General features: G+C 31.5%; 20 protein-coding genes. 11 read left to right on the plus strand and 9 right to left on the minus strand.

Annotated features, from left to right (window positions below; all coding sequences use genetic code 11):
• Window positions 1–98: 98 nt before the first annotated feature.
• The 4 genes from ACOSP6_RS11820 (at window position 99) to ACOSP6_RS11835 (ending at window position 5,178) form a co-directional block, all read left to right on the plus strand.
• Window positions 99–2,252, plus strand: coding sequence for a tetratricopeptide repeat protein (locus ACOSP6_RS11820; RefSeq protein WP_422094630.1), 2,154 nt, complete (start codon window positions 99–101; stop codon window positions 2,250–2,252).
• An 84-nt stretch (window positions 2,253–2,336) separates the two neighbouring features.
• Window positions 2,337–3,707 (plus strand): DUF1800 domain-containing protein, encoded by a 1,371-nt coding sequence (locus ACOSP6_RS11825; RefSeq protein ID WP_422094631.1) that lies wholly within the window; start codon window positions 2,337–2,339, stop codon window positions 3,705–3,707.
• An 11-nt stretch (window positions 3,708–3,718) separates the two neighbouring features.
• Window positions 3,719–4,915: a DUF1501 domain-containing protein gene (locus ACOSP6_RS11830; protein ID WP_422094632.1), complete on the plus strand. Its 1,197-nt coding sequence runs from the start codon at window positions 3,719–3,721 to the stop codon at window positions 4,913–4,915.
• A gap of 98 nt (window positions 4,916–5,013) precedes the next feature.
• Window positions 5,014–5,178, plus strand: a complete 165-nt coding sequence (locus ACOSP6_RS11835) for a hypothetical protein (RefSeq protein WP_422094633.1) — start codon at window positions 5,014–5,016, stop codon at window positions 5,176–5,178.
• A gap of 80 nt (window positions 5,179–5,258) precedes the next feature.
• On the opposite strand, the gene radA is transcribed toward ACOSP6_RS11835, so the two are convergent.
• The 6 genes from radA to panC all read right to left on the minus strand — a co-directional run bounded on the left by radA (window position 5,259) and on the right by panC (window position 10,490).
• Entirely contained in the window at window positions 5,259–6,620 is a 1,362-nt protein-coding gene (gene radA, locus ACOSP6_RS11840) for a DNA repair protein RadA (protein ID WP_422094634.1), read from the minus strand.
• A gap of 38 nt (window positions 6,621–6,658) precedes the next feature.
• Window positions 6,659–7,330, minus strand: a complete 672-nt coding sequence (locus ACOSP6_RS11845) for a hypothetical protein (protein ID WP_422094635.1) — start codon at window positions 7,328–7,330, stop codon at window positions 6,659–6,661.
• Window positions 7,331–7,351: 21 nt separating this feature from the next.
• A complete protein-coding gene (locus ACOSP6_RS11850) occupies window positions 7,352–8,212 on the minus strand; it encodes a hypothetical protein (protein ID WP_422094636.1) in 861 nt (286 codons plus the stop codon).
• Between the two features lie 71 nt (window positions 8,213–8,283).
• Window positions 8,284–9,231: a lysylphosphatidylglycerol synthase transmembrane domain-containing protein gene (locus ACOSP6_RS11855; RefSeq protein ID WP_422094637.1), complete on the minus strand. Its 948-nt coding sequence runs from the start codon at window positions 9,229–9,231 to the stop codon at window positions 8,284–8,286.
• A gap of 12 nt (window positions 9,232–9,243) precedes the next feature.
• Window positions 9,244–9,594, minus strand: a complete 351-nt coding sequence (gene panD, locus ACOSP6_RS11860; protein WP_422094638.1) for an aspartate 1-decarboxylase — start codon at window positions 9,592–9,594, stop codon at window positions 9,244–9,246.
• A gap of 44 nt (window positions 9,595–9,638) precedes the next feature.
• Window positions 9,639–10,490, minus strand: coding sequence for a pantoate--beta-alanine ligase (gene panC / locus ACOSP6_RS11865; protein WP_422094639.1), 852 nt, complete (start codon window positions 10,488–10,490; stop codon window positions 9,639–9,641).
• 93 nt (window positions 10,491–10,583) lie between these two features.
• On the opposite strand from panC, the gene ACOSP6_RS11870 reads away from it, so the two are divergent.
• The 3 genes from ACOSP6_RS11870 to glmS are packed head-to-tail and all read left to right on the plus strand — an operon-like array spanning window position 10,584 to window position 14,846.
• Entirely contained in the window at window positions 10,584–11,405 is an 822-nt protein-coding gene (locus ACOSP6_RS11870) for a glycogen/starch synthase (protein ID WP_422094640.1), read from the plus strand.
• A 16-nt stretch (window positions 11,406–11,421) separates the two neighbouring features.
• Window positions 11,422–12,963, plus strand: a complete 1,542-nt coding sequence (locus ACOSP6_RS11875; protein ID WP_422094641.1) for a DUF4270 domain-containing protein — start codon at window positions 11,422–11,424, stop codon at window positions 12,961–12,963.
• A gap of 26 nt (window positions 12,964–12,989) precedes the next feature.
• Complete coding sequence (gene glmS, locus ACOSP6_RS11880; protein WP_422094642.1) at window positions 12,990–14,846, plus strand: glutamine--fructose-6-phosphate transaminase (isomerizing); 1,857 nt, start codon at window positions 12,990–12,992, stop codon at window positions 14,844–14,846.
• 47 nt (window positions 14,847–14,893) lie between these two features.
• On the opposite strand, the gene ACOSP6_RS11885 is transcribed toward glmS, so the two are convergent.
• Together ACOSP6_RS11885 and prfA are read right to left on the minus strand one after the other, a co-directional pair.
• Entirely contained in the window at window positions 14,894–15,844 is a 951-nt protein-coding gene (locus tag ACOSP6_RS11885; RefSeq protein ID WP_422094643.1) for an endonuclease/exonuclease/phosphatase family protein, read from the minus strand.
• Window positions 15,845–15,894: 50 nt separating this feature from the next.
• Window positions 15,895–16,971: a peptide chain release factor 1 gene (prfA, locus tag ACOSP6_RS11890; RefSeq protein ID WP_422094644.1), complete on the minus strand. Its 1,077-nt coding sequence runs from the start codon at window positions 16,969–16,971 to the stop codon at window positions 15,895–15,897.
• Between the two features lie 85 nt (window positions 16,972–17,056).
• Here prfA and ACOSP6_RS11895 point away from each other — a divergent pair, with 85 nt between their 5' ends.
• The 4 genes from ACOSP6_RS11895 to ACOSP6_RS11910 all read left to right on the plus strand — a co-directional run bounded on the left by ACOSP6_RS11895 (window position 17,057) and on the right by ACOSP6_RS11910 (window position 19,734).
• The gene (locus tag ACOSP6_RS11895) at window positions 17,057–17,482 is read left to right on the plus strand and encodes a hypothetical protein (RefSeq protein ID WP_422094645.1); all 426 of its coding nucleotides are present in this window, start codon (window positions 17,057–17,059) and stop codon (window positions 17,480–17,482) included.
• Between the two features lie 15 nt (window positions 17,483–17,497).
• A complete protein-coding gene (locus ACOSP6_RS11900; RefSeq protein ID WP_422094646.1) occupies window positions 17,498–18,019 on the plus strand; it encodes a hypothetical protein in 522 nt (173 codons plus the stop codon).
• Between the two features lie 90 nt (window positions 18,020–18,109).
• Window positions 18,110–18,670: a YceI family protein gene (locus ACOSP6_RS11905; protein ID WP_422094647.1), complete on the plus strand. Its 561-nt coding sequence runs from the start codon at window positions 18,110–18,112 to the stop codon at window positions 18,668–18,670.
• 2 nt (window positions 18,671–18,672) lie between these two features.
• Window positions 18,673–19,734 (plus strand): hypothetical protein, encoded by a 1,062-nt coding sequence (locus ACOSP6_RS11910; protein ID WP_422094648.1) that lies wholly within the window; start codon window positions 18,673–18,675, stop codon window positions 19,732–19,734.
• 60 nt (window positions 19,735–19,794) lie between these two features.
• On the opposite strand, the gene ACOSP6_RS11915 is transcribed toward ACOSP6_RS11910, so the two are convergent.
• Entirely contained in the window at window positions 19,795–20,973 is a 1,179-nt protein-coding gene (locus ACOSP6_RS11915) for an AIR synthase related protein (RefSeq protein WP_422094649.1), read from the minus strand.
• Window positions 20,974–21,015 lie beyond the last annotated feature (42 nt).

Here is a 21,015-nt window from a genome sequence, read left to right on the forward strand (position 1 = left end):
AAAACAAAAACCTCACGAATTCGTGAGGTTTTTGTTTTTTATAGTTTTTATCTAAATTAGCTTACCAACTTAATTCATACTATTAACGCTTCATTTACATGACTCAAGAGGGAAATAACAGCGAGAAAAAATGGCAAAAAGTTCTAAAATTTTTAGCAGCATATTTAGTTGCTGCCTGGACTTTTTTACAATTTGTTGACTGGGCATTAGTACGCTATAACATTTCTCCTTACTGGGTGGATATGCTACTTTGGATTTTTATTGGAGTTATCCCTTCTCTTTCTATTTACCTTTACAATAAAGAGAGGATTAATAAGAAAATTCTTAAACTTAGAGAAAAAATAATTTTTCCGTTAAACGGTCTTGTAGTTGCTCTTGTGCTGTTTTTTGGGTTTGGTAATAGCGATTTAGGCTCTACAACCAAAGATGTTAGCTATACAGACGACCTTGGTGAATTACAAACCGCTACAATTACAAAAGAAGAATTTAGAGTTGGTGCTCCAATTTATAATTTTCAACAAAAATCAAAAGACAGTGTTAATTCATGGCTTGGAAACACCATTAATAAACTCTTAGAATTAGATTTAAAACAGGATAAAAATATTTCTTCAGAAGCATGTTATGCAGAAAACACCATTGATAAAATTAAATCAAGTTCTGTGTTTAATAAATATTATGTTGATGGTTCTTATGAATTAAATAATGGAACTTATTCTATTACTCCTGTTATTCATAATAGTAAAAACGGAAAAGAAATCTCGAAAAAGACCTTTACTGGCTCAGATTTTTTTGAATTAATTGATCAAATAAGTATTTACATTAAAGACAACGTTGGAATAGTTGAAGAAATGCGAGATCGTTATATAGATTTGAGTATTAAAGAGATGACTACTGAATCTATGGAAGCACTTAAAGCATGGGCAAACAAAGATTATGATGAAGCAGTTAAAAAAGATAGTTCTTTTACATTAGCATACTTTTATAATGCGGTTCGTAGAAATAGATTTAGCCATGGTGAACTAGAAGAAAAGTATTTGATTGACAAAGCCTATGACTTAAAAAACAATCTACCAATTCAGAGTCAATTCGAAATTTTAATGTATAAACATATCATCTACAACAGATGGTCTGATGCCGAAGAGTTAATAAAATATCAGCTAGAAATAGAACCGAATAACGAAGATTTTAATAGGTTACTAGAAATGGTTTTTAGCGAAACTCAGAATATTGAAGGCTATTACAAGCATGCTTTAAAAAGATTCGATAAGTCCAAAAATGAAGATAATGCAAGAAGTTATTACATGTCATTAATCCTAAATGAAAAGTATGACGAAGCCATTAATTTAATCAAAGCCTATGAGTTACTATCACCAAATACGGAAGAGGTACAACGTATTAAAGCTTATTCTTATTTGGCTGCAGGAAGAATAGGAGAAGCTAAAAAAATCTATTCCAAAATTAAACTCACCTGGCCTGAAGAATCTATCTATCAAAAAACAATTGACGATTACATTGACAAAAAGCAAAACAAAACTCTAAATTTTGACAACGAGTCATTTAATGGAATTTACAGGTCAACCGCTTCTGAACAAGAAGTAAATTACTTCGAAAAAGGGAATACTCATTTTTTACATTATAAAAATCAACTATTAAATAAAGCATTTGTTTATGATACTAATGTATTATTATCTTTTGATGCAGGTTGGGTTTCAGGAACAAAGCATGTATTCCAAAAAGACAGCTTGGGTAAAGTATATAGAGTGAAAGTTGATCAATTCAACCGAAATAGACTGTCTAACTTTTATTATTATGCTGAAACTAATGAAATTACGGAAGCATATAATTTACTCAAATCTCATCAATATGAAAATCTTGATAAAGTTTTTGAAAGTTTAATTTTGAAATATCCGGAGCATTGGTTTTTAAAGGACGCCTTGACTCATATTCTATATAGAAATAATATTGAAAAAGAAGGGCTCTTGGAACAATTCGAAAATATAGCGGGAACCTATGGAGCCAGAAAGTTCTGGGTAGAAAAAGGAAAACTATTTTATAAAAGAGATAATTTACCTAAGGTAGAGCTTTATCCTATAGCAAAAAATAGATATATCAATTTATCAAACTACGAAACCCATTATGGTTTCGAAACAAATGACAATCAAAGAATGGCTTCTTTTTCATGGTCTTTTGATGTCGAAAAACAAAAATGGATAAAAGCAGATAACGATACAAATTACCTGTTAAAAAATTAATACAATTCTAAAAACCAAACTATTCAGTTTGGTTTTTTTTATGTTTTAGATTAAACTTTAATATAAAATTAAAGTCATAATTATATGGATAAAAGACACTTATTACATCTGTATAATCGAATTGGTTTTGGAATTCTCCCAAAAGAATTAAACAAATTGTCTTCTAAGAATCGTGTAGAAATAATAAACGAAATCTTTGATTCATCAGAAAAAACTAATCCAATACAAATTGATATTAGTTTTTTAAATTCTTATTCAAGAGGTTTGAAAAACAAATCTGATAAACAGCAACTCAAAAAACGTAGTCGGATAAAAATTAAAGAACTAAATGCTCTTTGGATCGATCGATTTGTATCTAACGATGCAATGCTCAGAGAAAAAATGACTTTGTTTTGGGCTAATCACTTTGTTTGTGAAGACAAAAACATATTGCATGTTTTACAATATAACAATACACTTAGACAACATGCATTAGGCAACTTCGGTGATTTTGTAAAAGCTATTTCGAAACAAGCGGCAATGCTCAAATATTTAAACAATAAACAAAACAGGAAGAGCAGTCCAAACGAAAATTTTGCACGTGAACTCTTAGAACTTTTTACACTAGGTCAAGGAAACTATACTGAAAGAGATATTAAAGAAAGTGCAAGAGCTTTTACTGGATATAATCATGATTTTAGCGGTGTATTTAAATTCAGGAAGAAGCATCACGATTTCGGAGAAAAATCGTTTTTAAATGAAACTGGAGATTTTGATGGAGACGATATCATCGATATTATTCTAAAGCAAAAACAATGTGCCCGTTTTATATGCGAAAAAATATATAAATATTTCGTAAGTGATAAAATCAATCCAGAAAAACTAGAGGAAATGACCACTGTTTTTTTTCGTGACTATAACATTAAAAACCTCATGAATCATGTGCTTTTATCAGATTGGTTTTATGATGATACATACATTGGGATTAAAATAAAATCACCTATTGAATTACTTGTTTCTATAAAGAAAACAGTTCCCTTTACCTTTATAAAATCAAATCATCAACTTCTTATTCAAAAGCTTTTAGGTCAAATTTTACTTTCTCCACCAAATGTAGCTGGTTGGAAAACTGGAAAAGGATGGATTGATAGTAATACAATGGTTACTAGACTCAGGTTAGCATCTATTTTGCTTAATAACGCAGAAATAACATACTCTGATAAAAATGACTTTAAAGCAGTTGTAAATTCTGTCAAGAGAAAAGAAAGGACAAAAAAAACCTTTATAAAAACAGAAACAAACTGGGAAGTATTTTACCTAAATTACAAAGATATTTCTAATGAAAAGCTTTTAGATAGTTTAATTATTTCTCCAATTTCTTCTGGAACTAAAGAGCTTATTAAAGATTATATGGAATTACCAAAAAAGGACTTCTGCGTTCAATTAATGTCGTTACCTGAATATCAACTTTGTTAACTATAAAAAACATGAAAAGAAGAAACTTTATAAAAAGAACATCATTGGCTTCTGGAGGTATGTTTTTTATACCTCAATTTCTTAAAGCCTTTGAAAATAATGCGCTAAACTTAACGAGTAACAAAAAACTTGTTATAATTCAACTTAAGGGTGGTAATGACGGTTTAAATACCATTATTCCGTTTCGAAATGATTTATATTATAAGAATCGAGAAAAAATAGCCATTCAAAAAAACAACTTGTTGTATTTAAATACCGAGTTAGGATTTCATAATAGTTTACTTCCATTTAAACGATTATACGATAAAGGTTACGTTAGCATTATCAATAACGTAGGATACCCAAATCCTAATCGATCTCATTTTAGATCTACTGATATTTGGCAAACTGCAAGCGACAGCAACCAATACTTACAATCTGGATGGATAGGTCGATTTTTAGATGAAACAAACGCCAAACCCTACAAAGCTATTGAAGTAGATGAAAGTTTATCTTTAATGCTAAAAGGGAACAATTTAAATGGACTCGCAATTACAAATCCTAGATTATTCCATCGACTATTAAATCAACCTTTTTTTGATAATGTTTTTAATAACTATACTCAAGATGCTCATTTAAGTGAACACAACCTTGGTTATTTATACAATACCATGATTGATGCGAAATCTTCTGCCTCCTATATTTATGAAAAAACAAAGATGAAATCATCAAGCGTAACTTATCCTAAAAATGCTTTTGCCAAGCAACTAAAAACAATCTCTGAGTTTATTTCTTCTGGATTAGACACGCAAGTTTACTATGCTGGTTTAACTGGTTTTGATACACATGCCAACCAGAACAATCGACAGTCACGACTATTAAAAGTTTACGCGGAAAGCATAGAAACTTTTGTAAAAGATTTAGAAAAGAATGATATGTTTAAAGACACATTGATTTTAACTTTTTCGGAATTTGGAAGAAGAGTAAAGCAAAATGGATCTAACGGAACGGACCATGGAACTGCAAATAACGTGTTTGTTATTGGAAAGAATTTAAAGCAAAATGGAATTTATAACAACTTACCAAATCTAACTGATTTAGATATGAATGGCGATTTAAAATTTTCAATTGATTTTAGAGAGGTTTATGCTACGTTATTAGACAAATGGCTTTTAGTTGACAATAAAAAGATTCTAAACAAAAAGTTTTCAAACCTAGATTTCATCTAAATAAAAACGGTTCTACAGCATTTTACATATTCTCCTGATATAATTATTTGACTTTTTTTCATAACTTACTAGAAATTAACCTCATTAAAATGAAAATTATGTTAAAAAACATTTCAAACTTAGGAACACCATTAAGTAAAAACGAACAAAAAAACGTTAACGGAGGCTGGATTTATATCATGTGCAGCGAAATTCATTGCTATGAACCATTACCACGTGGTTACATTTGCATGAATGAAATACCGTGTGGTATTCCTTACTAAAATCAACAAAGCATTTATTTAAAAATGAATAACTATTTTACTTTAGTATGCAATAGCTGCATCGAAGTAAAATAGTTTTTTTATGCAAATAATGTAGCAAAGGCTTCTTCTATTTTACCAACCAAAATTAATTTGATAGCGTAATTCTTTGAAGTAATTTTATTGTATTTAGAGGTTACAAAGGTTTTATATCCTAACTTCTCGGCTTCTACAATTCTCTGGTCTATTTTTGGTACTGGACGTATTTCACCAGCTAAACCTACCTCAGCGGCAAAACAAACATCAGGATTTATAGCTATGTCTTGGTTTGAAGATAAAATTGCTGCTACAACAGCTAAATCAATTGCCGGATCATCAATATAAATTCCACCAGTTACATTTAAAAACACATCTTTAGCTCCCAGTTTAAAACCAGCTCGTTTTTCTAAAACCGCTAAAATCATATGTAAACGTTTTAGATTGTAACCCGTTGTAGAACGTTGTGGAGTACCATATACTGCAGTACTCACTAGCGCTTGTATTTCTATCATTAATGGACGAACCCCTTCTAAAGTTGAAGCAATGGCTGTTCCACTTAAATCGTTGTCTTTTTTTGAAATTAAAATCTCTGACGGATTCGTAACTTCTCTTAAACCATCCGACAACATTTCGTAAATTCCTAACTCTGCGGTTGATCCGAATCTATTCTTTTGAGACCTTAAAATTCTATACGTATGGTTTCTATCTCCTTCAAACTGAAGAACTACATCAACCATGTGTTCTAAAATTTTTGGTCCAGCAATATTTCCTTCTTTATTAATATGGCCAATTAATAAAACTGGAGTATTGGTTTCTTTAGCAAACTTTATTAACTCAGCAGACGTTTCTTTAATTTGAGAGATACTTCCTGGAGAAGCTTCAATGTTATTTGTGTATAATGTTTGAATAGAATCAATTACCAACACATCGGGTTCGACTTCTTCAACATTTCTAAAAATCTGTTGCGTATTTGTTTCGGTAAGCACTAAGCAATTCGAGTTTTGATTCGCCAAGCGCTCCGCTCGCATCTTAATTTGAGATTGACTTTCCTCTCCTGAAACATACAATACTTTTTCAGTAATTTGAAGTGCAATTTGAAGCAATAACGTTGACTTTCCTATTCCCGGTTCACCTCCCAACAGAACAACAGATCCTTTTACCAATCCACCTCCTAAAACAGTATCAAGTTCATTGTTCTTAGTATAGATCCTTTCCTCCGTATTCAATTCAATTTCTTGAATTTTTAAAGGCTTACTTACTATTTTTTGGGAATTTGATGGAGATTTCCAGTTTCGCTTTTCTTCTTTTTGAACTACTTCTTCAACAACTGTATTCCATTCTTTACAATTTGAGCATTGTCCGACCCATTTAGAATGTTGCGCTCCACAATTTTGACAGAAATACGTTGTTTTAATTTTAGGCATTTAGAAGTAATTAAAAAATCAATACAAAGAAAAGAAATTTATAGGTATCGATCTTTTAAAACTTCCCACTCATACATTTCTGTTAACTCTGAAAGTTTCTTCAAACCATTATTAAGTTTAATATTCAAAACCTCTTCTTTATCTTCTTTTGAATCTTCTGAAATATTACCAGACTTAATCGTCAATTTCTTCTTTTTAAAATCATATACTAACTCCTCCAAATCACCTGATGCAGCATGAACACTATTAGTTTCAGCTCCTACTAAGCATACGTTATTCTCAATCATCTCAAACCTATAACTCTGGTTTCCTCTTGTGTACTGATAATAAATTGTAAATTGATAATTATCGAAATGAATTTCAGGTTTTAAATTAGACATCATTCCTCTTTCATCTCCACGAGCAATAAACGTATTATTTTGAACAACAACTCTACCATCAACTAAGACTACCAATATTCTCGCTGTATTCTTTCTTACCTTATCTCCTGCTCGTTGTTCTCCTATATTATCTTTCGATTCTAAAACTAAAACGGCGTCCTTTATTTCATTTTTATTTAAAAATCCTTCTACTTTCGTTAGAACATTCCAATTTTTATAAATTGACAGTTTTTCTAAACTATAATTTAAAAATTCAGGATACGTTTTATCATCCTGTGAATATGCAAATAGCACACTAAGTATTAATACAACTTCTAATAATCTTTTCATTTTTTTATTGATGTATAATTATTACTCAAAAAATTCTTTTAGTAAATCTGATTTTAAAGCAACACTGTCTTTAACAGTTTTACTTGGTGTTTGTTGCATAATAAACCTACTACTCTTGTAAATCCCAACATACCTCTTGTAAAACTCGTCCTTTAAGACACTATTGATGCAAAAATCTATTTTGTTGTAAAATTTCTTCTTTTGATCTTCAGTATAACTATTATAGTCTGGAGCTTCAATAAGTATTAATATTTTATCCTCTTTTATCTGTGTAATGTAACTGATGCTATACTCCTCTATAAAGGGTAATTTAGGTTCTAAACAATTCTTTAAGTTATAAGAAATAGGTTTTTTTACGATACTTGGGTCTGTAAGTGAAGAAAACATAATATTTCTTAAGTCCTTTTTCCACTCTGGCATTGCTTTTACTTTTTCTCGGTAAATATCTTCCTCACTCTTGTAGACTTCGATGTTTTCGTTATCCTTTGCATCCAAGTTCGTATCATTTTTAGAGTTTTTAAACGCATTTACTGTCAAAGCATAAAATGTCATTAACAACACTATAATAAAAAGAGCCTCTATTGAAAAGCAACCTAAAGAATGCCATTTAGGCGACTTCATTGTTTTACCTTGTAGAATAGTATCAACAACTGGCTTTAAATCATTCGGTATTTCTTTTTCTTGATAAGTTTTTTTACAATGTAAACAGGTCACCTCAACGGTTCGTCCGAAAGACATAATCGGTATCCAAAACACGTGAAAATAAGAACCATAAACACTTATACTTAAATTGTTTTCGACATTACAGTAATTACAAGAAACATTTTTCCTAATTACTGAAGATCCTATTAAAGGCGATCTAGTTCCGAAGAATATTAACATAACATATTTTTAGCCCAAATATAATTATTTATTTGAGTATAAAATATTGTTGAATACACAGTTACTGTAAACTAAGATTTATTTCTATTGTAAACTGGTAATAATAAAAATGATAAACCTCCAAATATAATAATCATGGCAGTTTGAGCAGTCCACATAATCCATCCAAAAGCATTTGCTGGTTCTTCAGGAATATTGAATAATGCAAAAGCTCCTGCTACTGCTACTGGGTACAATCCAATTCCTCCATTAGTTGCAGCGATGCTAAATCCACCTGCAATAAAACCAACTAAAACTGCTCCAAATGGCACGTTAAAATTCTCGATTGCAGGAACGGTCGCCCAAAACATGGCAACGTACATTACCCAGATAAAAATCGTATGAAAAATGAAAGCCCATTTATTCTTCATTTTGAAGATACTCATGGCCCCTTCTATTAGCCCAGAGACGAAATTTTTTATTTTTAATCCTATTCCGTCTTTAGCTTTTTTTACAAATCTTACAAAAACAAAAAGTCCTATTACCAATCCACCAAGAAGAATTAAAATTTTACTCGGGGAAAAATTCCTAGTTAGTAATTCAAAAATAAAGTCAAATTGCACGAACAACGTAATACAAACAATTAATAACATCATGATTAAATCAGCTATTCTTTCTGCTACAATTGTTCCGAAACCTTTTTCAAAAGGAATATCTTCATAGGTAGTCATAACGGTAGCTCTAAAAACCTCACCCGCTCTAGGAATCGTTAGGTTAACTAAATATGCCACTAAAACAGCCATTGTGCTATTTCCGAAATCTGGTTTATATCCTAAAGGTTCTAATAAAAACTTCCATCTGTAGGCTCGAGACAAGTGACTCAACACACCAAAAAATAATCCTAAGGCAATCCACCAATAATTGGCATTTTTAAAATACTGAAGTAATGTATCTAAAGAAACTTTTGATAAAGAATACCAAACTAAAAAACCTCCCAAAGCGAGAGGTAATATTGTTTTTAATAATTTTTTTATAGACAAACTAGTGTAATTTTATTCTAATAAATTTGTTTCCTCATTTGGAAAAACTAGCTGTGGCTTAAACTTTCTAGCTTCCTCAATATCCAAAAATCCGTAAACAATCAAAATTAATACATCTCCTTTTTGAACTCTTCTGGCTGCGGCTCCATTTAAAGTTATCTCACCACTTTTTCTAGGCCCTGGAATTGCATAAGTTTCTAAACGTTCTCCATTATTGTTGTTTACAATCTGAACTCGTTCTCCTTCAACAATTCCGGCTGCATCCATCAAATCTTCATCAATGGTGATGCTTCCTATATAATTTAAATCTGCACCTGTAACTTTTACTCGGTGAATTTTTGATTTTACTACTTGTACTAACATGCTGCAAAAATACTGTTTTTAAAGAATCTACCTTTTATAATTTGTTAATTGTTTTTAAAACGGACATTGTCAATCAAACGAATTTCTCCTGCAAATACTGCAATAAATGCTCTGTAACGCTTATTTTTCTCGAATTCGTCAGCAGAAACTAACGTTTTTTCTTCCGCAATCGTGAAATATTCTAATTCCAATAGCGGGTGTTCTTCAAATTGATTTTCTACCCATTCCGTTATCTCCTTAACATTTTTTGTGCCAGATTTTTTTCTTGCCTTCTTTAATACTTTATGAATAAAAGGTGCCGCCTCTCTATGCTCTTTGGTTAGTCGAGCATTTCTTGAGCTCATGGCCAAACCATCTTTTTCTCTAAAAATAGGCATTCCTTTAATTTTTACAGGAATATTGTATTTCTCAACTAACTTCTTAATGATTTGTAATTGTTGAAAATCTTTCTTTCCAAAATAAGCTACGTCTGGTGTTACAATTTCAAACAATGCTTTTACAATTGTTCCTACACCATCAAAATGTCCATCTCTAAACTTTCCTTCCATTTGGTGTTCTAAACCATCAAACTCAAACTTTTCAGCAACCACATTTTTATCATAAATCTCGTTAACAGAAGGAGCAAATAAAACATCACAATTTACGCTTTCAAGTAAACGAATATCATTTTCTAAAGTTTGTGGATACTTATCTAAATCTTCTTTATTATCAAACTGAGTTGGATTGACAAATATGCTAACTACGGTAACGTCTGTTTTACTAAGAGCTTTTTCTACTAAGGAAAGATGTCCTTCATGCAAAGCTCCCATAGTAGGAACAAATCCGATACTATTTCCTTTCTTTTTTTCCTCAACTAAATAGTTTTTTAAATCGGATTTTGATTTGAATATTTTCATTAAATGTATGTTACGATATCGGCAAAATTAGCAATTTAACAGGATTTTAGCATAAAATTTCGTAGTTTTGCGCCTTTAAAAGAGTTAGATTTAATGAAGGATAAGAGAATATTGTATGTTTCTTCGGAAGTGATTCCTTACTTACCAGAAACAGAATTATCATCTACTGCATTCAATGTCGCAAAATTTGCACATTCAAAAGGAGTTCAAACTAGAATTTTTATGCCAAGGTTTGGTGTAATCAATGAAAGAAGACATCAGCTACACGAAGTAATTCGATTATCGGGTATGAACCTAATAATTAACGACATGGACATGCCTTTAATTATCAAGGTTGCTTCTATTCCTAAAGAAAGAATGCAAGTTTATTTCATCGACAATGATGAATACTTCAAAAGAAAAGCAATTTATACGGATGAGGATGACAAGCTTTTTGAAGATAATGATGAAAGAATGATTTTCTTTGCTAAGGGAGTTGTTGAGACAGTAAAAAAATTAAACTGGGCTCCAGATATTATTCATGTTCATGGATGGATGGCTTCATTATTACCAATATATTTAAAAGAATATTACAAGGAAGAACCTTTATTTACTGACAGTAAAATTGTAACTTCTTTATATAACAATGAGTTTGATGGAGAACTAAATAAAGAACTTATCAATAAAGTTAAGTTTGATAAAATTGACAACGATAGTGTTTCTCATTTAGCAAACCCAACTCAGGAAAATATATTAAAGAATGCTATTTTAAACTCTGATGCTATTATAAAAGGAAGCGATAATTATTCTGAAGAATTAGAGCAATTCATTAGCGAAAATAACGTTACAGTACTAGACTACCAATCTGAAGAGTATTTAACAGAAGCTTATCTAGATTTCTATAAAGAAAATGTACTAGAGCTTCAAGATTCTTAATTTTTTTCAAACAAATATGACTAAAAAAATTGTTTACCTAAGTGTAGCTTTCGTCTCACTTTTATTTGTTATTTCATGCGAAAAAGATTTTCGTGAAATAGGAGGAAATGTAATTAGTAATAATGCATTTGACACAAAACAAATAACTCTTGATGTTATCATTAAAGATAGCATTGTTGAAGCAGTTAGAGCAGATAATCTTGGAATTGGTAGCTTAGGAGAATACTTACTTGGGGTATACAACAATCCTGATTACGAAAGAATAGAAGCTTCAATTATTAGTCAACTTGGTCTTGTGATTAATCCTCAAACGGTACAAAATACTACAAAAGCTGAAAGTGGTGATGATGAGGATTTAGATTCTATTTACGTTTTTAACCAAGCCGTACTGGAAATACCTTACACTTCTACAAAATTAGATGATGAAGCCGATGGAAAACCAAAATTTAGGTTGGATTCGTTATTAGGTAATTCAACAATACCTGTTGCGTTAAGTGTTTACAGAAATGGAACTTTTTTAAACAATTTAGATCCTAACAATCCTTCTCAACAAAATAATTACTTGTCTAACCATGAGTATCTTGAATCTGAATTATTAAACGAAGATCCCGGATTTACATATACTCCTGACCCGACAGATACATTATATGTCTTTGATAGAGAGCTAAGTACTGGCGAAACCTTCAAGGACACTACAAAATTAGCAAATAGCATTCCTTTTTTAACGGTTCCGTTAAATAAAACTAGAATGAAAGAATTATTCTGGGATAAGTTTGGCGACTCTGAGTTTACCACACAAAATGATTTCAATAATTATTTTAGAGGTTTAATTTTAAAAACAGAGGGAACTGATGGTTCAATGGTTCCTTTATCATTAGGAACAAATGCTCCTAGAGTGAAATTTTATTACACCATCACAACTTTAGATGAAGGAGTTGTTAAAGATACTATTGTCGGTAATTATACCTTCAGTTTTGCCGGTGTCACGAATAGTAAATATAAAATGACTGCTCCACAAAACGCTGTTCCTTCAAATAGTTTCGCTATTCAAGGAACTGCCGGTACAATGGCAACAGTTAATATATTAAATGGCACTGAACTTCAAGATTTAAGATCACAGAACATTTTAATAAATGATGCTTCTTTAGTTTTTAACATCGATTCTTCTAGAGATACCACTAAAGTACCTTTAAGGCTTTTATTATTTCAAAACAATGGAATCGGTGATGGAGAACACCTAAAGGATAGTTATGAGTTACCACAATTCTTTGGTGGATTTTTGGGTGATGATGAGGAAGGAAAGCCGAAAGAGTATATATTTAGAATTACGGATCATATATCTGAATTAGTTTCAGGACAAATTGAAGAAAATGTTCCTTTGGTATTGAAAGTATATAACTCTGGTACAGATGTTTCAGTAATTAATAACTTTATTCAAGAAGAGGTTAGGACCTATAACTGGAATCCAAGAGGGGTTACTTTACTAGATCACTCGTCTTCTCATGGCGAAAAGAGAGCAAAATTGATTATCTCATATTCAGAAGAAAAAGACAACTAACTAATCGAAAACCTTAAAAAATTATTATGTGTGGAATTACAGGTTATATTGGTGATAGAGATGCCTATCCAATTGTAATCAATGGTCTTAAAAGACTTGAATATAGAGGTTACGACAGTGCAGGAATAATGATGTATGATGGTGATAAAATGATTCTTTCAAAAACGAAAGGAAAGGTTTCTGATTTAGAAGTCATCACCAACAATGAGGAAAGTAGAAAAATCGGAAAAATTGGTATAGGTCATACAAGATGGGCAACACACGGAGTTCCTAATGATGTAAATTCTCACCCTCATTTTTCAGAATCAGGAGATTTGGTAATTGTACATAACGGAATTATTGAAAACTACGACACTATTAAAAAAGAATTAATTACTCGTGGTTACAAATTTCAAAGTGATACAGATACTGAGGTCTTAGTAAACTTAATCGAAGAGGTTAAAAAAAGAGAAAACTGTAAACTAGGAAAAGCTGTTCAACTAGCTTTGACCAACGTAATTGGAGCATACGCTATCGCGGTTTTTGATAAAACGAAGCCAAACGAATTAGTTGTTGCCAGATTAGGTAGCCCAATAGCAATTGGAGTTGGTAAAAACAACGAAGAATTCTTTGTTGCATCTGATGCCTCTCCTTTTATTGAATACACAAAAGATGCTCTGTATTTAGAAGATGGAGAGCTTGCTATTATAAAGAAAGGAAGAGGAATTAAGGTTAGAAAAATCGATAACGACAAACCTGTAGATCCAGATATTCAAGAGTTAAAATTAAGCTTAGATCAAATAGAAAAAGGTGGTTACGACCATTTTATGCTAAAAGAGATATACGAGCAACCAAAAGCAATAATAGATACTTATCGAGGTAGAATGTTACCAGATGACGGTATTATTAAAATGGCCGGAATTGACGACAATATTAGCAAGTTTTTAAATGCCGATAGAATTATTGTAATTGCTTGTGGAACTTCATGGCATGCAGGTTTAGTTGGAGAATATTTAATTGAAGACATGGCAAGAATTCCAGTAGAAGTGGAATATGCCTCTGAATTTAGATATAGAAATCCAATTATTACACCTAAAGACGTTGTTATTGCTATTTCTCAATCTGGAGAAACTGCAGACACCTTAGCGGCTATCAAATTAGCCAAATCAAAAGGAGCATTTGTTTTTGGAATATGTAATGTCGTTGGTTCTTCGATTGCACGAGAGACACATGCAGGTGCCTATACACATGCTGGGCCAGAAATTGGGGTTGCCTCTACAAAGGCATTTACGACTCAAATTACCGTGTTAACTTTAATCTCTTTAAAGTTAGCCCAAGCCAAAGGAACTTTGTCTAAAACAGCTGTAAATACTTATTTGCAAACGATGCAGCAAATACCAAGTCAGGTGGAACAATTATTAAAAATTGACCCAATTGTAAAGGATATTGCAGATCATTATAAAAATGCTACCAATTGTTTGTATTTAGGTAGAGGATTTAATTTCCCTGTTGCTTTAGAGGGAGCTTTAAAACTTAAAGAAATATCATACATTCATGCAGAAGGATATCCAGCTGCAGAAATGAAGCATGGGCCAATCGCTTTAATTGATGAGAACATGCCTGTTTTTGTAATCGCCACAAGAAAAGGCCATTATGAAAAAGTTGTTAGTAACATTCAAGAGATAAAGTCTAGAAGCGGTAAAATCATCGCTATTGTTACTGAAGGGGACGAAACTGTTAAGGAAATTGCAGATCATGTAATCGAAATTCCTGAAACAGAGGAAGCTTTAACTCCATTATTAACAACAATTCCTTTACAATTACTTTCGTATCATATTGCGGTCATGTTAGGAAAAAATGTAGATCAGCCTAGAAACTTGGCGAAATCTGTAACTGTAGAATAATTACATTTAGTATATAAGAAAAAACCAGCTTCATAAAGCTGGTTTTTTTAGTTCTTAGATAAACTCACAAAGACAGGAAAGTGGTCCGAAAAACCTCCTTTATACCAAGGACCAATGAATGTTCTAAATGGACTTCCTTTGTGCTTTCCTTTATGTGTGGTTAACCATTTTTTATTGAAAATAGTTGCAGATATAAACCTATGACTTGTATCTTCTTCCTTAAAGTTTTTAGATAAAATTATCTGATCAAATAAATACCATTGTTTTTGAAACGTTAATGTACCATTTCCTCCCTCATATAATGGCAGCATAGGATTAAAAAAGTCATCAGTTACCAAATGCTCTCTCACACTTTCTGAGGTCGGGTTATCGTTAAAATCACCCATAATAATAATTTTCGCATTTGGATCTTTACTTGCTATTTGATCAATAGCTTCTTTTACAACATCTGCTGCCTTAATTCGTTTTGGTTTAGACAGCTCTTCTCCTTCTCTTCTAGATGGCCAATGATTTACTATCACATGAACTAACTCACCATTCAAAAAACCAGACACTAATAATACATCCCTTGTATGGTCAAAACTACCATTTTCATCTAAAAAGCTAAACTGCATTCTATCTGTCGAAACAGGATCAAAAAATTTATCTCTATATAACAAAGCTGTATCTATTCCGCGCTCATCATTAGAATCAAAATGGACATACCTATAACCGCAATTTTGTAAACTTTTCTGATTCACTAAATCTTCCAATACTCTCGTATTTTCAACTTCAGCTAAACCTACTAAAACCGGAGTTTCAGTAGAATTTTTCTTTCCTATCTGAGAAATCACATAACTAATCTTCTTGATTTTCCTATAATAACGTTTATACGTCCAATTTCGCTCTCCTCTAGGGGTAAACTTATCATCATTCGTATTCGGATCATCTATTGTATCAAATAGATTCTCTACGTTATAAAATGCAATGTTAACAATCGCGTCTCTGCTATATTTCATAAGACAACAAATATAGGAACTAAAAACGCAACCAATGGTTGCGTTTATTTTTATATTGTTTCTCCTAATTCTTTAAGTTTCGAAGTATTTTCTGCCAGCATTAACTCATCTATAATTTTCTGAATATCTCCGTTTACAATATTCTGCAAATCATACAATGTAAGTCCAATTCTGTGATCGGTTACACGACCTTGAGGATAATTATAAGTTCTAATTTTAGCCGAACGATCCCCAGAAGTTACCATTGAACCTCTTTTTGCAGCATCTTCTGCTTGCTTCTTTGCTAACTCTAAATCATATAATCTAGAACGTAATACTTTAAATGCTTTCTCCTTGTTTTTATGCTGAGATTTTTGATCTTGACATTGGGCTACTAAACCTGTCGGAATATGCGTTAAACGAACCGCTGAATAAGTTGTATTTACAGACTGACCTCCTGGCCCTGAAGAACAGAAATAATCAATACGAACATCTTTTGGGTTAATTTCAACATCAAACTCCTCTGCTTCTGGGAAAACCATGCAAGTTGCCGCAGATGTATGAACACGACCTTGAGTTTCTGTTTGTGGAACACGTTGTACACGATGCACTCCAGCTTCAAACTTTAATGTACCATAAACATCCTCACCTGATACTTCAAACTGTATTTCCTTAAAACCACCGTTGGTTCCTTCGCTATAATCTACAATAGAAACATTCCAACCTTTTCCTTCACAATACTTAGAATACATTCTGAACAAATCACCAGCAAAAATACTAGCTTCATCACCTCCTGTACCCGCACGAAGTTCTACTACAGCATTCTTACTATCTTCAGGATCTTTTGGAATCAACAAAAACTTGATTTCCTCTTCTAAAGCAGGAATACGATTTTTAGCCTCTTCCATTTCCATTTTAGCCATTTCAACCATTTCAGCGTCACTTCCGTCTGAAATAATCTCTTTAGCCTCTTCCATGTTGTTTAAAAGCATTTTATATTCATCCGCTTTTTTCACAACCTTTCCTAAATCCTTGTATTCCTTATTTAGTTGAACATAACGTTTTTGGTCAGAAATAACATCAGGTTGAATGATTAAATCTGAAACTTCATCAAAACGTTGTTTTACGATCTGTAATTTATCTAGCATTGTTTTCTTCGTTGGAGTGCGAATTTACGACTTTTCTTTAAATTTGTTGAACTGAAAATCAGCACAACCACTTAAATTATATTGTATGCGTTATCTTTTTTTACTTTTAATTAGTTCTTTCCTTTTCTCTTGCCAAGACAAACCAAAGAATCCTGATTTCTTAATTGGTAAATGGCAACGAATTAATGAGGACTCTTCGAAAGTAACATATGAGATTTGGAATAAAGATTTAACAGGACTTGGTTATACATTAAAAGAAAAGGATACAGTTTTCAAAGAAGTTTTAAACATTATTTCGTCAGAAGGAAAACAATATTTTGAAGTAACAGGTGTAAATCAAGAACCAACTTTATTCCTTATTACTGAGCTTACTGAAAACTCAATAGTTTGTAGGAATAACGAAAATGAATTTCCAAAAGAGATTTCTTATTGGATTGAAAATGAAATACTAAAAGCTAAGGTTGCTAATGACGATTTTGCTATAGATTTTGAGTTTAAACGCATTCAATAATAACGCAAAAAAACTATGGTTATTGAGGAGTTTAAAAGATTATCGGAGCTATATAATGGTGAATTATATATCAATGATGAGACTCTTACAACTTACAATGGAGGAAAGGATTTCTTTTACACTTTATTTCTACGTGTTCATTATAAAGGAAGAGCTATTGATATTAAAAACACGACGGGTGCACCAGTGGGAAGCGTAACATGTAATTTTGACAAACAAAAAGACGATTTAAATTTCTCAATGCATACCAGAGATGTATTTATAAGCCTATTTTTTAAAGGCAGTAGATTCAAATTCAAGAACTCCTCTCCAAATATTAATCGCTTTTTTCGAAATAGCAACTCCTTTACGCAGTTAAAAGAAATAGCAAAAACAACCGCTTTTGAGCCATCAATTATTGGAGAACATCAAAACAACAACTATCAACTTAAATTTTTGTATAGTCTAAAATTTGATAACTGGTCGCAGGTAATTGAACCAATTCTTAACTTTTATAAAGAATTTATTGATGAGTTCATACCTGATTCGAACTTTTAATTCTTCAATTTTGACACTTCTTTTACATTGATTTGACATTTTTTACGTAATGTGAGAATAGTTTTACTCAGAATTTTAAAAATTATATTCATGAGAAAAATTATTACTCTTATTGTAACTGTACTTTCATTTTCTATTTGTAACTCACAAGAAAAACTTCCTATAAATATTGAAAAAAGCACAATCAAATGGATAGGTGAATTAACCTTTCATTTTGGAGGTCATGACGGGTTTATACAATTTAACGAAGGTTACTTTATAAAAACGGATGATAAAATTACTGGCGGTGAATTTACCATTGATATGAATTCTATGACGAATACAGATATTAAACAAGAAGAAGGAAAGAAAAATCTAATTGATCATTTAAAAGATCATGATTTTTTCGATGTGAAAAAGCATCCTCTAACAAAACTGTTAATCACAAAAGTTACCTATTCAGATGAAACACATGCAAGAATTGAAGCTAATTTAACCCTTAAAGGAATTACCAAACCAATTAACTTTAACGCAGAATTTAACTATCAAGACAAAACAATGTTTACTCGGTTTAAAATAGATAGAAGAAAATGGAATGTTTATTACACAAGTAAAGTTAAAGATTATGCTATTTCCGATGCATTAGGTTTTGAAGTAACGGTTAAATTATAATAATGAAGCAAACTTTTACAATATTATTTATTCTCTTTTTAAGCTCAACTGGTTTTGCTCAAGATGATAAAGAATTGTCAATCTTTGAAAACTCTAAAAAATGGAAAAGAGAAGTGATTAAGTTCCCTGTTAAATGGGCTCCTGGACTTAAAATTAATGGTTTTGAAGAACTTCTTTTTACTCCAAAATGGTCAGATTCTAAAAGTGAAGAATTTTGGTCGTTAGTTATTGGTTGGAAAATAGACACTTCAAATGCTTTAGAACTAAAGAAAATTGAAGCTAATTTCAAAGCTTATTTTGACGGGCTCATGATACCTAATCACTGGGCAAAAAAATTTCCTAAACCAGTTGTTGATTTTATAAAATCTGAAAATGGATTTGTTGGAAAAATGACCTTTTTTGATGGATTTCATACTGGAGAATTAATTACTGTGAACATAAAAGGAAAACAATTCTTTTCTCAGAAGAATAATGAATCAGTAATTGTATTTCGTTTGTCTCCAAAAGAGTTTAACCATAAAGTATGGAATAGTTTAAATGCGATACAAGTAAAACAAGAGAATAGAACAATTATCAATTTAGATAAGTCTTGGGCCAATGAGACTTTTGAATTCCCTATTAGCTTTGCTCCTAACATTAACTATAAAGGCGTTGCTGAAGTAAGATTTCCAAAAGGATGGATAAATCCAGAGCACCCTAATTTTTGGTCTTACACCTATGTTTGGAAAATCAATATGGAAAGAAAAATTGATGCTTCGGAGTTAGCGAAAAACTTAGAACTATATTTTGATGGTTTAAATAACATCAATCAAAATAAAGAGCTACAGATATATAAAGCAGTAGCTAACATTATTAAAATTAAGTCTTTAGATAACAACTCAACATTTATTGGAAGGGTTACAACTTATGATCGTTTTGGTACTAACAAAAAATTGATATTAAATGTTTTAATCGACTCATACTATCATCCAACTAAAAAACAAGGTATGATTCATTTTAAATTTTCACCAAAAGAATTTGGACATAAAACGTGGGAAATGTTAGCTGAAATTGAACTAAATTAAAAAGAACAACACTAAAAAAGCCTCAGTTTTCTGAGGCTTTTATTTTATATGTCTGTGTTTTTAATATTCAAAAACTCCGTACTCACTCTTTATGGTAAGTTTTTTATCTGCGCTCTCTTCTACTCTACCGACAATTTGAGCATCAACATTAAACGATTTTGAAATCGTAATGATTTCTTCTGCAACTTCTGGAGAAACATATAATTCCATTCTATGTCCACAGTTAAACACTTGATACATTTCTTTCCAATCTGTTTTTGATTGCTCTTGTATTAATTTGAATAACGGTGGAATTTTAAACATGTTATCTTTAATAACATGAACATTATCTACGAAATGTAATATTTTAGTTTGTGCACCACCAGAACAATGAACCATTCCATGAATATCATCAGCATTATACTTAGATAAAATAGCTTTTATAATTGGCGCATAAGTTCTTGTTGGTGATAATACTAACTTTCCAGCATCAATAGGAGAATTCTCAACCTCATCTGTTAACTTCACATTTCCAGAATATACTAAATCAGAAGGTACAGCAGCGTCAAAACTTTCAGGATATTTATCAGCCAAATATTTGTTGAATACATCATGACGAGCAGAAGTTAAACCATTACTTCCCATACCTCCATTATACTCTTTCTCGTAAGTAGCTTGACCAAAAGATGCTAATCCAACAATTACATCTCCTGGTTTGATGTTTGCATTATCAATTACATCAGTTCGCTTCATTCTTGTTGTTACTGTAGAATCAACAATAATAGTTTTCACTAAATCACCAACATCAGCTGTTTCTCCACCAGTAGAATGAATAGTAACACCAAATTCTTTTAATTCTGCGATTAATTCTTCCGTTCCGATGATGATTGCTGAAATAACCTCACCAGGAATTAGGTTTTTATTTCTACCAATGGTTGAAGAAAGCATAATATTATCTGTAGCTCCAACGCATAATAAATCATCAATATTCATGATTAATGCATCTTGCGCTATTCCTTTCCATACAGAAACATCTCCTGTTTCTTTCCAATACATGTAAGCTAAAGACGATTTTGTTCCAGCACCATCAGCATGCATTATTAAACAATGCTCTTCGTCATTTGTTAAGTAATCAGGAACAATTTTACAAAAGGCCTTTGGAAATAAACCTTTGTCTATATTTTTAATTGCATTATGCACATCTTCCTTAGAAGCAGAAACTCCTCTTTGCGCATATCTTTTAGAAACTTCTTGACTCATTTTGTTGTGTTGTTGTTGGTTGCGAAATTAATTTAAATACCG

The organism is Tenacibaculum sp. MEBiC06402, from assembly GCF_049239625.1.
Taxonomy (GTDB): Bacteria; Bacteroidota; Bacteroidia; order Flavobacteriales; family Flavobacteriaceae; genus Polaribacter.